Origin of the sequence: Lewinella sp. W8, assembly GCF_004375085.3 — a bacterium.
Taxonomy (GTDB): domain Bacteria; phylum Bacteroidota; class Bacteroidia; order Chitinophagales; family Saprospiraceae; genus Neolewinella.
Genome location: NZ_SNAQ03000014.1, coordinates 123,772 through 136,834, shown reverse-complemented (window position 1 = coordinate 136,834; position 13,063 = coordinate 123,772). Strand labels below are relative to the sequence as shown.

Here is a 13,063-nt window from a genome sequence, read left to right as displayed (position 1 = left end):
GCTTCTTCGTTTTGCGGGCAAACCACTAGAGTTGTTCCTGGAAAAAGGCGACAAACTCATCGATGGACATCGTACCCTTATCTCCCTCGCCCTGCACGCGCACGGCAACGGCGTTAGCCTCGACTTCCTTCTCGCCGACGATGAGCATGAAGGGAATCCGTTTCAGTTCCGTATCCCGGATCTTCCGGCCGATGGTTTCGTTGCGTACGTCCACGAGGCCACGGATGTCGTGGGCCGCGAGCTTCTTCTCCAGATCGTGGCAGTAGTCGTTGAATTTCTCGCTGATTGGCAGGATGGCAAACTGCTCGGGCGTCAGCCAGAGCGGGAATTTACCGCCGGTATGCTCAATCAGGATGGAAGTGAACCGCTCCAGCGAGCCGAAGGGCGCACGGTGAATCATCACCGGACGGTGGGGTTCGTTATCCGGGCCGGTGTACTCCAGCTGGAACCGCTCGGGGAGGTTGTAGTCCACCTGTACGGTACCCAACTGCCACTGACGACCGAGGGCATCCCGGACCATGAAGTCAAGCTTGGGGCCGTAGAAGGCAGCCTCTCCGTATTCGGTGACCGTCTGCATGTCGATTTCGGCGCAGGCATCAATGATGGCCTGTTCGGCGGTCACCCAGTTTTCTTCCGAGCCGATGTACTTCTCGGGCTTCTCCGGGTCGCGGAGAGAAATCTGGGCCGTTACGTCGTCGAAACCAATCATGCTGAGAACCTCCTGCACGATGTCTACCACCTTGAGGAATTCCCCCTTCACCTGTTCGGGCGTACAGAAGATATGGGCGTCGTCCTGAGTGAATCCACGCACCCGACTGAGTCCGTGAAGTTCTCCGGATTGCTCGTAGCGGTACACCGTGCCGAATTCGGCGAGGCGAAGCGGGAGGTCACGGTAGCTGCGGGGGCGAAACTTGAACATCTCGCAGTGGTGCGGGCAGTTCATGGGCTTCAGCAGGAATTCTTCTCCCTCCTTTGGCGTCTTGATGGGCTGGAAGCTGTCTTCCCCGTACTTGTCCCAGTGACCGCTGGTCTGGTACAGTTCCTTCTTCCCGATGTGGGGCGTGGTGACCTGCAGATAACCGGCATTCTCCTGCCGCTCACGCAGGTAATTGACCAGCCTTTCCCGCAATTGAGTCCCCTTGGGGAGCCACATGGGAAGACCCGCACCTACTTTCTCGCTGAACATGAACAACTCCAGTTCCTGGCCCAGCTTGCGGTGGTCGCGCTTCTTGGCTTCTTCGAGTAGTTCCAGGTATTCCTTGAGCTCTTTGGCCTTGGGGAAGGAGATGCCGTAAATCCGCGTAAGCTGCTTACGGGTTTCGTCTCCGCGCCAGTAAGCACCGGCCACCTTCATCAGTTTGATGGCCTTGATGCTGCCGGTATTGGCAATGTGGGGCCCACGGCAAAGATCCGTGAAGTTCCCCTGCGTGTAAAAGGTGATGGTGCCGTCGTCGAGCCCCTCGAGGAGCTCTAATTTGTATTCATCATCCTTCTCGGTAAAGTAGGCAATGGCGTCGGCCTTGCTGACTTCCTTACGGACGTATTCATTTTTTTGTCGGGCCAGTTCCAGCATCTTCGCTTCAATCTGCGGAAGATCGTCGGAACTGATGCTGCGCCCTTCACCGGGGTCCACGTCGTAGTAGAATCCATTTTCCACGGCAGGACCGATACCCAGCTTAATGCCGGGGTACAGGGCCTCCAGGGCTTCGGCCATCAGGTGGGCGGTGGAGTGCCAGAAGGTTTCTTTGCCGCCCTGGTCACGCCAGGTCAGTAGCTCAATTTTAGCGTCTTCGTGGATGGGGCGATCGGCGTCGATGACTTCGCCGTTTACGCGGGCGGAAAGTACGTTGCGGGCCAGACCCTCGCTAATGCTTTTGGCAATTTCGAGCGCGGAAGCGCCGGCTTCGTACTGACGGACATTACCGTCGGGGAAAGTTATGTTTATCATTTGTCATTTGTTTGCCTTCCTACGAACGAAGGCGGTTACGGGGGGCAAAGGTAGTGAAGGATTAACCGTATCTTTAAGTGCTTTGAATTATTTCGTGATACCACGAAAAGCAACCTCACGGGTTAAACCACTGAAAACTTTGATCATGCGTTTCTGTCTGCTCTTCATACTATCGCTTTTATTGCTCCCCGCGTGTTCCACTACGAAATCAACCTCCATGGATGACGGAATGAAAATGGAGCGGGATAATGAAACCAATACCGTCAAGGTGGGGGACAGAGACGCCAGTCTTGACCTGACCTCCTACTTTCGGCAAGTGCCGGGCGTGATGGTCAGAGGCTCTGGCCCCTCGGCCGTGATCCGAATCCGCGGCAGTATTAGTTTTCAGGGGGATACCACCCCACTTTTTGTAGTGAACGGTACCATTCTCGGAAATAGTTTCGCGCAGGTTTATTCGACCGTCGACATCAATGAAATTGATAAAGTCAAGGTTCTGAGAACCGCCAGCGAAACCAACGAGTATGGAATCCGGGGAGGGAATGGCGTTATTGAAATTTACCTAAAGAAAAAGTAACTATGAAAAAATCACTATTTGGCGGCTACGTATTGCTGCTCATGCTCACCCTGGCCTGTGCGGGTACCCGCACGGGAACGGTGGCCGGCGACAACTTCAACGAAAACGAGGTAACGTCCGAATCGGTTACCAATCCGGTAGATCTGACCGATTTCCTCGAAAGGGTATCCGGGGTAACCGTCCGGGGTAACGGGGCCAACGCGGAAATCAAAATTCGCGGTCCCATCAGTTTCAACGGTCAGCAAAAACCCCTGTTCGTCGTCAACGGCATCAAGCAGGGATACGAATACGCAAACATCTACAATGCCGTGAACCCCCGGGACATTCGCCGGGTCCGGGTGTTGAAAAACCCCAGTGAGACGGCTATGTACGGCGTGCAGGCGGCAGCCGGGGTCATTGAAATTTACCTCAAGGAGAAAGAAGACTCTTCGAAGTAATCTTCGTTTGCCCAAAAAAGTAAGCCCCCGCTGCACGACGGCAACGGGGGCTTTTTCGTTTCAAAAGTTACGAGCGCTTACTGCTTCTTAGCAACGAGCGTCAGGGTCAGGCCGACTTCGTCATTGATGATGTCGTCCTTGGCGATATCCGCCAGGTTGCCCGAGCCGTACTCCACGCCCCACTGGTAGCGGTCGATAACGAAGGGAGGCGTCGTGGCCTTCACCATGTCACCGTCCATTTCTACGGTAGCGGGAATTTTGATGTTGCGGGAAGTGTTCTTGATGGTCAGGTTACCGCTCACGTTGTGCGTAAAGTCTGACCCTTCGGGAGCGGGAGACACACTGGTGATGTTGAAGGTAGCCACGGGGTACTGCTCCGTATCGAAGAAGTCAGCACTCTTCAGGTGACCAACGAGCTTGGCGGATTTTTCGGGATCTTCAATATCCGTATTTTCCATGCCGGCCACGTTGATGGTGAACATACCACCGACGATCTTGTCGTCGGCAACCATCATCTTCCCTTCGGAGATGGGCATAGTGCCCGTGTGGCTGTAAGCAATCTTCGCGCCTTCCCAGTTGATGACACTGGCGGCGGGATCTACGACGTACTGGGCCGAGGCAACCATACCGTCGGCCTCTTCTACCGCTTCGGTAGAATCAACTTTGGTGCCTTCAGGACCTCCGCAGGCGGTAACTACCGCTGCGAGGAGGAGATAAAAAAAGCGTTTCATAGTAAGGATTTTACGTCGCCAACTACATTGGCGATCATTGGTTAACGACGGAAATAACGCCGGAAACCGCCACTTGTTAAGTGAAGGGGGCATTTTCTTGCCCGAATTCGTGTATGTACACCAAATTTTAACGAAAAAGGCCGTTTTTGCCCCCGTCAAACGGCAATCGCGACGATGCTCGGGGCTTACTTGCCCCACTCCGTGTGGAAAATCCCCTCCCGGTCCACGCGCTCGTAGGTATGCGAGCCGAAGTAATCGCGCTGGCCCTGCACCATATTTAGGGGCAGGCGGGCGCTGCGGAAGGCCTCGAAGTACTGGAAGGCCGACGACATGCACATGGTGGGAATGCCCCGTTCGGAGGCCAGGCGGATCACGGACCCCACGGACTCCCGACAATCGTTCAGCAACGTACTGAATTGCTCCGTCATGATCATGTTACGGAGCTGGTCGTCACCGCGGTAGGCCAGGCGGATTTTCTCCAGGAGTTCGGCCCGGATAATACAGCCTCCTCGCCAGATGCGGGCAATGCCCTCCAGGTCCAGATCGTAGTTCAGCTCCTCACTGGCTTCGGCCAGCAGGTGCATACCCTGCGCGTAGCAGATGATGAAGCTGAAGTAGAGGGCTTCCTCCACGGCTTCGGCGAAGGCCGTTCCCGAAAGCCGGGGCTCGTCCGTGTGGAGGACGGGGAACACCTTGGCGGCTTCCCCCCGGAACTGCTTAAAGGCCGAAATACCCCGCATGGTCACGGCACTGTCGATGGTGGGCACGGGGACACCGAGGTCCATGGCCGTCTGGCTGGTCCACTTGCCGGTTCCTTTTTGCTTGGCCTTGTCCAGGATGGCGTCAATCAGGTGGCCATCCGTCAGGTCATCGCGTTGCTTGAGGATGTCCGCGCTGATTTCGATCAGGTAGCTGTTCAGGCGCCCCTTGTTCCACTGGTCGAACAGGGCGGACATACTGTCGTTATCCATGCCGCCCACCCGCTTCAGGAGGTCGTAGGCTTCGGCGATCAACTGCATCAGTCCGTATTCGATGCCGTTGTGGACCATCTTTACGTAGTGGCCCGAGCTGCTCTCCCCGATGTAGGTCACGCAGGGGTCGCCGTTCACTTTGGCGGCGACGGTTTCCAGCACGGCCCGGACGTCGTTCCAGGCCGAACGGTCTCCGCCGGGCATGATGCTGGGGCCGCGGCGAGCGCCCTCGGCGCCGCCGGAGACTCCCGTGCCGAGGAAGCGGATGTTCTTTTCTTTCAGGTATTCGTAGCGGCGGTTCGTATCGTCGTAGTGACTGTTGCCGCCGTCGATGATGATGTCTCCTTCGTCCAGCAGGGGAAGGAGGCCCTCGATGACTTTATCGACGATTTTGCCGGCGGGCACCAGCAGCATGACTTTGCGGGGCTTGCTGAGCAGGCTGACGAACTCTTCCTGGGTGTGCACCCCACGAACGCGCATGCCTTCTCCCTCTTCGTTCAGCGCCTTAACCGAGGCTTCGTTAATGTCCGTGCCCAGGGCGGCAAAGCCATCGTCGGCCACGTTGAGCAGAAAATTGCGGCCCATGGTGCCGAGGCCGATCATGCCAAAGTCATACAGTTGGTGTTCCATATTAGTGCTGGTGCTTGTGGTTTTGATACGCCCTTATGTAAGGCCTTAGAACGCGGCAAGTTCAATGTTGGCGGTTCCCCGTGGCAAAATGAGGAAAATTGTGGAGATAAATGGGGGCGATTCTTCCCCCGGGGCAAAAAATAAGGGGTAGGGGGGAGTTGAATTTGGGCGGGGACCGCAGGTGCCGGGCCAGTGGGGGAGGAGCCACGCCCGCCCGTTTTTGGGCGGGTGGGACGGTGCTGCGGGATGGATTGGTCCAATAATTCTCCGGGTTCGTCGGAGCGGTGGGGCGGGGAAGCAGGATTGGTACCACCTTGCCGGACAATCACCAGCACCCATTCATTATGCCTTCGGAAGCAACCTCACTACGCCGGCAATTTCGCTTTTACACGACTGCCCTGTGGACGGGCTGGATCGGCGCCGGTATCGCCACCGCCGCATACTGGTACCGCTTTTTATCGGCGGGGGAGTCCCACCACATCATGTTACTCTGCGTACTGGCATGTCTGGGCGTTACCTACCGGGTGTACCAGGATCGGCAGCTCATTCGGGAGCGCCTGGCCTGCCTTCCCTAGGCGGATTCGGCCACTCCTCGCCTTTTGGTTAGGTTCTTGTTCGGGGATACGTATCTTGGGCGTCCTAAACAAGAAGCCAAAAAGACCATGAGAACCTACACGCTATTGCTCCTCGGAGTAATACTCGGCACCTGCGTCCACGCCCAAATCGACCTGAAGTACTGGGACGCACTTGCCCCCCGAAACATCGGCCCCGCCGGCATGAGTGGCCGGGTCACCGCCATCGACGTGGACCCAACGGACCGCGACCGCATCTTCGCGGGTACCGCCAGTGGCGGCCTGTGGCTGAGCGAGAACGGCGGCATCAGCTTTGATCCCGTCTTCGACAAACAACAGTACCTCAGCATCGGTGCCGTGGCGGTTTCCGACGCCAACCCCAGCATCGTCTGGGCCGGTACCGGCGAGGGAAACCCCCGGAATTCGGCCAACTACGGCGGCGGAATCTACAAGAGCCTCGATGGTGGCCGTACCTGGCAGCACATGGGACTGACCAACACCCGCCACATCCACCGCGTGCTTCCGCACCCTACCGACCCCGACGTGGCCTACGTTGGCGCCATGGGTTCCATGTGGGGTCCCAACAAGCAACGGGGCGTTTACCGCACCAAAGACGGCGGTAAAACCTGGAAGAAAGTACTCTACGTTGACGAGGGTACGGGCATCGCCGAAATGGTGATGGACCCCACCAACCCGAACAAACTCATCGCCGCCACCTGGACCTTCGACCGAGACCCGGATTTCTTCAACTCTGGCGGCCCTGGCTCCGGCATCTGGGTGAGCCACGACGGGGGGGATAACTGGACGCGTCGCACGGCCAAAGACGGACTGCCCAAGGGGGACCTGGGCCGGATCGGACTGGCCATCGCCGCCAGCAATCCCGACGTGGTGTACGCCCTGGTAGAGGCCAAAGAAAACGGTCTCTACAAGAGTACCGACGGGGGTGCCAGTTGGAGTCTGGTGAGCAAGAAGGATATCGGTAACCGCCCCTTCTACTACGCCGAGCTCTACGTAGACCCCACCAACGAAAATACGATCTACAACATCTACACTTACGTGTCCAAGAGTACCGACGGCGGCCGCTCCTTCCGCGAGATCGCCGATTACGGCAACTCGGTTCACCCCGACCACCACGCGTTTTGGATCGACCCCAATGATCCGGAGTTCCTCATTGACGGCAACGACGGTGGCCTGAACATCAGCCGGGACGCCGGGGAAACCTGGCGCTTTGCCGCCAACCTCCCCCTGGCGCAGTTGTACCACATCAACTACGACATGAGCTACCCCTACAACGTGGGCGGTGGCATGCAGGACAACGGCAGCTGGGTGGGGCCCAGCCAGGGACTGAAGTCCGGCGGAATCACCGACGCCGACTGGCAGGAAGTCTACTTCGGCGACGGCTTCGACCTGATCTTCAAGCCCGGTGACCCCAATACCGTGTACGCGGCCAGTCAGGGGGGCTCGCTGGGGCGCGTCAATCGCCGCACCGGCAAGACGACCTTCATCAAACCCGTGCACCCCGACGGCACCTTCCTGCGCTTCAACTGGAACGCGCCCATCGCTCAGGGTCCTCAGAGTGACTGCACCATCTACATGGGCAGCCAGTTCGTGCACAAGAGCACGGACTGTGGCCTGAACTGGGAGATCATCAGTCCGGACCTGACCACGAACGACTCCACCAAGCAGCGCCAGATGGAAAGTGGAGGTCTGACCATTGACGCCACCCAGGCGGAGAACCACACGACTCTGCTGGCGATTGTGCCCGCGAAGCCCGTCTGGAATACCCCCCAGGCACTCTGGGTGTCTTCCGATGATGGCCGCCTGCACCTTAGTCCTGACGACGGGGAGAGCTGGACCGACCTGAGCGACCGCCTGCCCGGCATGAAGGCCGGTAGCTGGATCCCCTACATTGAGGCGAGCCCGCACAATGCCGCCGAGGCCTTTGTGGTGGTCAACGACTACCGCCGCAACGACCGTCGCCCGATGGTGTACCACACCGACAATTACGGAGAAACCTTCCGCCTGCTGGTGGACGACAAAAAGGTCGAGGGCCACGCCCTCGCCATCGTGCAGGACCCCGTGGAGCCGAACCTGCTCTTCCTGGGCACCGACCAGGGCCTGTGGTTTAGCCTCGACTACGGCGATACCTGGACGCACTACAACCGGACCTTCCCCGGCGTCTCCACCCGGGATCTGAAAATTCACCCCCGCGAGCATGACCTGATCATTGCTACCTTCGGCCGGGCGGCGTGGATTCTGGACGACATTCGTCCCTTCCGGGCCCTGGCCAAGGAAGGCGCGGAGGCCCTACAGGATACCTTTAAGCTCTTCCCCGCTCCCGATGCCTACCAGTGGAGCCGTCGCTCCTACCAGGGCGTGCGTTTCTACGCCCAGGGGCAATTTCAGGGCCGCGACCGCTGGGGCGGGGCGATGCTGACCTTCTGGGTGATGCCCGAAGCAGAGAAGGGCAAAAAGAAGAAGGACGACGTGGGTAGTATGCGCTTCTACGGTTCCTCCGCCAACAGCATGGAGAAAATGGCCATGGCCGACGAAAAGCGGGATGATCGTCCCAAGAAGAAGGCCAAGGTGCAGGTCGTGGACGTCCAGTCCGGCGACACCATCCGCACCTACACCACCCGCGTCAACTGGGGGATGAACCGGACGACCTGGAACATGCGCCGCGACGGGGTTTCCTTCCCCAGCCGCCGCGAGCGGCCCGCCGACGCGGACGCCCCGACGGGGCCCCAGGTGGAGCCCGGAGTTTACAAGATCATCATGACCTACGCGGGGCACACCGACGAAACGACGGTGACGATTCACGCCGACCCCCGTGAAGACGTCGACGCCAACGGCCGCTTTGACGACCGGAACGCCCTGCAGGCGGAGATGGACTCCACCGTGGTGCACCTCACGACCGCCTGGGAGGACCTACGGGCCGCACGGAAGGGCATCAAAAACGTGCAGATGCTGATGGCCGATGCGCCCAAAGCCGTCAAGGACAGCCTCAGCAAGCACGCCAAGGAGCTGACGAAGGCCATTGCGGAGCTGGAAGAAATCTACACCGAGCCGGAGGGGCTCAAGGGCATCCAGCGGAACCCGACGAACCTCCAGTCGAAGATGTTCAGCGCCCGCCGCTACGTCGGGCAGGTCGAGGGAGAAGCCAGCCAGATGGCCCGGGTAACCCTGGCCCAGTTCAAGGCTGCCGCCGAAGACTTTATGGAGAAGGTGGAAGCCTTCATGGACGACGACTACGCCAAATTCAAAGCGGAAGCGATGGCGGCGGAGTTGAGTCCGTTTGGGAAGTAGTCTAGCTGACTATTGGAGGATTTCACTCCTATTGAGCGCCCGGTACCGTCTTTGGTACCGGGCGCTCGCATGTTTGCCAGCTAGGGTCTCGAAGCGCCGGGTTTTCAAGCGTAGCGAGAAAAGTCGGTCTTCGAGCGACCGGGCGCTGAACGGGCGCCGGAGGCTGAAAAAACATGCTATTGCCATGCTCGCAACCGGGCGCTCGAAGACCCTGCGGGCGCTTCGAGACCCGGTGCTTATCTTGAGCTTGCTATCAAACACCTGAAATCAATGCCCGCTCCACCGAAAACAATTATTCGGCCGAATACTTATTATCATATTTACAACCGAGGAGTTAACCGTCGGACAATCTTCAGGGAAGAGGATGATTTCCTGAGGTTTTGGAGTCTACTGAAAAAGTGGATGGAGCCGGTGGGACAGGTGTTTTCGTACGCTTTGATGCGTGACCATTTCCACCTGACGGTGGGGATGTACGCCACATCGAAGCTGCCACCGGAGCTACTGCGGAAGCCCCACACTTTGGGGAACACTTTCGGTCATTTGCAAAATGCCTACGCGATGTACTTCAACAAGAAGTACCGAACGGTGAGTGGACTCTTTGAGAAAAGCTACGAGCGTAAGGAAATCACCTCCGCTCAATATTTTCGTCATTTGGTGGTCTATCACCATCGCAATCCCGTCAAACACGGGGCCGTAACCGATTTTCGATACTACCGGTGGACTTCATATCAGGAATACAGCAACCCGCAGGTTGAAAGTTTCATCGACGTGGACTTAGGGTTTCAGAAATTTGGTGGCCGCCAAGCCTTTTTTGCCGCCCACCAAACCGACGTGCCGCTGGCCCGAATGCTGGACACCGACCTTGAATTCACTGGCTAGGGTCTCGAAGCGCCGGGTTTTCAAGCGCGGCGCGAAAAGTCGGTCTTCGAGCGCCCGGCACCGATCCTACCGCACGGCAAAAAGCCGCATCCCGATTTCGAGGCTGAGCTGGTAGGGGTATTCGCGGCGGTTGGATGCTTGGTTGATGTCCCGAAGGTGATACTGCAGGGTGGGCTGGGCGTAGAGGCTGAAGATTTCGCTGACCTGCCAGTCAACGCCCACCGCCGCCCTTCCGATGAGGGCGGTGCCGTTGAGGTCCGGGTCGCGACGACTCCGGGGAGGGTCGCCGGGGGTAGTGCTTTGGGTGGTCGTGGTGCCGTACCCTCCCACGACGATGCCGCCCTCCAGGTAGGGCGACCAGGGACTGACGTACTGACTGAAGTAACGCCGCAGGCTGACCATTCCTTCTACGTAGCGGTGATTGAGCATGGGAAGATCAAAGTCTTCTCCACTCGGCGCATTGGGGTCGAAGCCTCCCTGCCCGTCGTGCTGGGTACCCCAGCGAAGGTTATCGAGGGCGGCGTTCCGGATGTGGTAGCCGTTGAACTGGAAGCCGACCTTGATCCAGCTGAGCGGACTGATCCGGTAGCTGCCACCGATCCCGAAGCGATTGTTGAACCCCCACTGGCCGTTTCCGCCGGAGGTAGAGACTACGGCGTTGGATGCTCCGAGCGCCCCGTGGGCTTCGAAGGAGGCAAAACACTGGGCGGAAAGGCCGGACGTTAGGCACAAAAGAAGGCAACCGAGTAATAGGTTTTTCATGGGGCAGTTTTAGGGGTGATAGCTTAGTCAATGAAGATTCTTCCGCCTACTTCCACCGATGCCTGCCAGGGAAGGATACGGGCTTCGGGGTTGGCGTGAATTTTCGTCAGGTGGTGCTGAAAACCGACCATGGTGTAGAGAGCGAGGCGCGGGCTGACCAAAAACTCGGCACCTAAACCCGCGCGGCCTACGAAGCTGAGGGCGTTGAAGAGTTCACCATCGGGGTTGTCGTCTCCGATGGTTAGTCCCGTGAGTTCTGGCTCAACGGTAGTTTTCGCAGTTGCGTGCGTGAAGATGGCGGCGTTGGTGCCGAGCTCAACGAAGGGCGACCAACTTCCCCTGGTCTGTATCTGGTACCGGAGCCCCACCATGGTTTCCAAATAGTGGTGTCGCTGGTCAAACGTAATTCTCCGGTCACCCTGATCAGGGCTGTTTATTTGAAGCCGGTCTTGAAATCGGAAGCCATACTGGGCGTACTGAAGACCAATCCGGAGGTGAAAATGCCGACCGAGCACTTTAGTGGCTCCAGCTCCGGCCCGGAAAACCTGGAGAATCTGGCGGCCCTCTAAAAAGCCATTGGAGCGAAGAAAGGAGTTGTATTCCTGAGAAAAGCCAGTGGCGGCAAACAGGTCGAGGGAGGTGCGGCCCTGGGCGTAAAGTGCAGAAGAATACAAGGCGAACAGGAGTAGCATGAATCTCATAAAAGTGGGATTCGGTACGGAGTTAAGGGGAAAAGGCTAAAACCGAAAGTACACCATGATTAACTGGATAAAAATAGATTTTTGTGCTCCTTAACTATTTAGGCCTTCGGACATTCACTCCATAAGAGATTCTGCCTAATGAACTTCGCCCAGCTCCTGCGCACCCACCCGCGCTACCTGTCCTTCGGCTTTTTGCACTACTTCTTCAGCTTTGTGGGGCAGACCTTTTTCATCAGCTTGTTTGTGGCCGGCATCACGGCGGAGCGCGGCTGGGAAACGGAGGTTTTTTCCGGCATCTACTCCACCGTCACGCTGGTGGCTGCTTTTTGCCTGCCGCTGATCGGACGGCAGATTGATCGCTTTCGGGTGCGATACGTGTCGACGGTGACGGCTACGGTCATGATTGGCGGGTGTCTGATCCTGGCCTACACCCACAACTGGTTGTGGCTGGCGGCCGGCATCCTGGCGGTACGATTGGGGGGGCAGGGGGTGTTGGCTTTAACGGGCTCTACTACCATCGGCCGCTTCTTCGTGGCCGGCCGGGGTAAGGCCCTGTCGATTTCGATGGTGGGGATTTGTTTCGCCGAGATCGTGATCCCTCCCTTTGCTACCTCCTTCATCGCCGAAGAGGGTTACCGCAGTATGTGGCTGGTGGCTGCGGGAATGTTGGCGGTGATCTTTATTCCCCTCATTTGGTGGTTGATTGATCGCCGGGACTTGTTCCAGAAGGCAGCCACCGTGGCGGCGGCTAGCGCGGAGAGTCAGGAAGCCTCCTGGACCCGCGGAGAAGTCTTACGCGACCGTCGGTTTCAGCTGATTGTGCCGACTTTGCTGTTTATCCCCTTTGTGTTTACCGGCTTCGTCTTCAACCAGAGTGTCGTGGCGGAGATGCGGGGCTACACCGTGGAGTTGATGGCCATCGGACTCAGTATCTACGGTTTTGTGCGGATGGTGACCTTGTTCACGGCGGGCTTCATCGTGGATGGTCTGGGGCCGGGGCGGGTACTTGCCTTTTTGCTCATTCCGGCTACCCTTGGCATCGGGTGCTTTGTGTTGTTCCCCACCACCTGGGCGGTGCCGGTTCTTTTCGGCCTGACGGCAATCAGTTCGGGGATGATGACTGTCACGGTCCCCGCCCTGTGGGCGGAGCGCTACGGCCCCCGCTTCTTGGGAGCGATCAAAAGTGCGGTAGGGCTTTTGGTCGTCCTGTCTTCCGCGGCAGCGCCCATCGTCTTCACCTGGGGACTTTCCGTAGGGGTGGGTCAGTGGATGCTGGTCATGGTGGGCTACGCCCTGCTGTGTATGCTGCTGACGGGGATTGAGCGCGGGACGAAAAAGCCAAATTCTGTCGACTAAGTCTACTTGTAGACTTAGTCGAAAAAAGGCGAAAATTTGATGGGGAAATCCCCTCCGCCAACGGTCCTCCCCAATCACTAACCCGCCGCAAACCGTTAGCTGACGCTGGGGTTGTCCACCGCGTACGGGTAAAGCCCCGAAGTTGTTCGGCACGCAGTTTTAATACAGTAAATGACCAAAAACAAACTCCCCACAC

11 protein-coding genes are annotated in these 13,063 nt (G+C 58.1%); 6 read left to right on the top strand and 5 right to left on the bottom strand.

The genetic code is table 11. The features are described 5' to 3' along the window. Positions 1-25 precede the first annotated feature (25 nt). Positions 26-1,948 (bottom strand): threonine--tRNA ligase, encoded by a 1,923-nt coding sequence (gene thrS / locus E1J53_RS15960; protein ID WP_134273369.1) that lies wholly within the window; start codon positions 1,946-1,948, stop codon positions 26-28. A 217-nt stretch (positions 1,949-2,165) separates the two neighbouring features. On the opposite strand from thrS, the gene E1J53_RS23995 reads away from it, so the two are divergent. Then, positions 2,166-2,522 (top strand): TonB-dependent receptor, encoded by a 357-nt coding sequence (locus E1J53_RS23995; RefSeq protein ID WP_173021521.1) that lies wholly within the window; start codon positions 2,166-2,168, stop codon positions 2,520-2,522. A 2-nt stretch (positions 2,523-2,524) separates the two neighbouring features. Next, on the top strand, positions 2,525-2,959 hold the full coding sequence (locus tag E1J53_RS15950) for a TonB-dependent receptor plug domain-containing protein (RefSeq protein ID WP_134273367.1): 435 nt from the start codon (positions 2,525-2,527) through the stop codon (positions 2,957-2,959). A 77-nt stretch (positions 2,960-3,036) separates the two neighbouring features. On the opposite strand, the gene E1J53_RS15945 is transcribed toward E1J53_RS15950, so the two are convergent. Further along, positions 3,037-3,690, bottom strand: coding sequence for a YceI family protein (locus tag E1J53_RS15945; protein ID WP_173021520.1), 654 nt, complete (start codon positions 3,688-3,690; stop codon positions 3,037-3,039). Positions 3,691-3,875: 185 nt separating this feature from the next. After that, complete coding sequence (gene gndA, locus E1J53_RS15940) at positions 3,876-5,291, bottom strand: NADP-dependent phosphogluconate dehydrogenase (protein ID WP_134273365.1); 1,416 nt, start codon at positions 5,289-5,291, stop codon at positions 3,876-3,878. Positions 5,292-5,635: 344 nt separating this feature from the next. Between gndA and E1J53_RS15935 the strand changes: the two genes are divergently transcribed. From E1J53_RS15935 to E1J53_RS15925, 3 genes are all read left to right on the top strand, one after another. Further along, positions 5,636-5,866 carry a hypothetical protein gene (locus E1J53_RS15935; protein ID WP_134273364.1) on the top strand — a complete coding sequence of 77 codons (231 nt, stop codon included), beginning with the start codon at positions 5,636-5,638 and terminating at the stop codon, positions 5,864-5,866. A gap of 87 nt (positions 5,867-5,953) precedes the next feature. Continuing rightward, entirely contained in the window at positions 5,954-9,169 is a 3,216-nt protein-coding gene (locus E1J53_RS15930) for a hypothetical protein (RefSeq protein WP_154640219.1), read from the top strand. A 438-nt stretch (positions 9,170-9,607) separates the two neighbouring features. Next, on the top strand, positions 9,608-10,048 hold the full coding sequence (locus E1J53_RS15925; RefSeq protein WP_134273363.1) for a hypothetical protein: 441 nt from the start codon (positions 9,608-9,610) through the stop codon (positions 10,046-10,048). Positions 10,049-10,114: 66 nt separating this feature from the next. Here E1J53_RS15925 and E1J53_RS15920 read toward each other — a convergent pair whose 3' ends face one another. Then, entirely contained in the window at positions 10,115-10,810 is a 696-nt protein-coding gene (locus E1J53_RS15920; protein ID WP_134273362.1) for a hypothetical protein, read from the bottom strand. Positions 10,811-10,833: 23 nt separating this feature from the next. Further along, positions 10,834-11,511: an outer membrane beta-barrel protein gene (locus E1J53_RS15915; RefSeq protein ID WP_134273361.1), complete on the bottom strand. Its 678-nt coding sequence runs from the start codon at positions 11,509-11,511 to the stop codon at positions 10,834-10,836. A gap of 138 nt (positions 11,512-11,649) precedes the next feature. Here E1J53_RS15915 and E1J53_RS15910 point away from each other — a divergent pair, with 138 nt between their 5' ends. After that, positions 11,650-12,867 (top strand): MFS transporter, encoded by a 1,218-nt coding sequence (locus E1J53_RS15910; RefSeq protein WP_134273360.1) that lies wholly within the window; start codon positions 11,650-11,652, stop codon positions 12,865-12,867. Positions 12,868-13,063 lie beyond the last annotated feature (196 nt).

Coding starts and splice junctions, on each gene's coding strand:
- thrS (WP_134273369.1), bottom strand. CDS start 1,948: ATGATAAACATAACTTTCCCCGACGGTAATGTCCGTCAGTACGAAGCC.
- E1J53_RS23995 (WP_173021521.1), top strand. CDS start 2,166: ATGGATGACGGAATGAAAATGGAGCGGGATAATGAAACCAATACCGTC.
- E1J53_RS15950 (WP_134273367.1), top strand. CDS start 2,525: ATGAAAAAATCACTATTTGGCGGCTACGTATTGCTGCTCATGCTCACC.
- E1J53_RS15945 (WP_173021520.1), bottom strand. CDS start 3,690: ATGAAACGCTTTTTTTATCTCCTCCTCGCAGCGGTAGTTACCGCCTGC.
- gndA (WP_134273365.1), bottom strand. CDS start 5,291: ATGGAACACCAACTGTATGACTTTGGCATGATCGGCCTCGGCACCATG.
- E1J53_RS15935 (WP_134273364.1), top strand. CDS start 5,636: ATGCCTTCGGAAGCAACCTCACTACGCCGGCAATTTCGCTTTTACACG.
- E1J53_RS15930 (WP_154640219.1), top strand. CDS start 5,954: ATGAGAACCTACACGCTATTGCTCCTCGGAGTAATACTCGGCACCTGC.
- E1J53_RS15925 (WP_134273363.1), top strand. CDS start 9,608: ATGCGTGACCATTTCCACCTGACGGTGGGGATGTACGCCACATCGAAG.
- E1J53_RS15920 (WP_134273362.1), bottom strand. CDS start 10,810: ATGAAAAACCTATTACTCGGTTGCCTTCTTTTGTGCCTAACGTCCGGC.
- E1J53_RS15915 (WP_134273361.1), bottom strand. CDS start 11,511: ATGAGATTCATGCTACTCCTGTTCGCCTTGTATTCTTCTGCACTTTAC.
- E1J53_RS15910 (WP_134273360.1), top strand. CDS start 11,650: ATGAACTTCGCCCAGCTCCTGCGCACCCACCCGCGCTACCTGTCCTTC.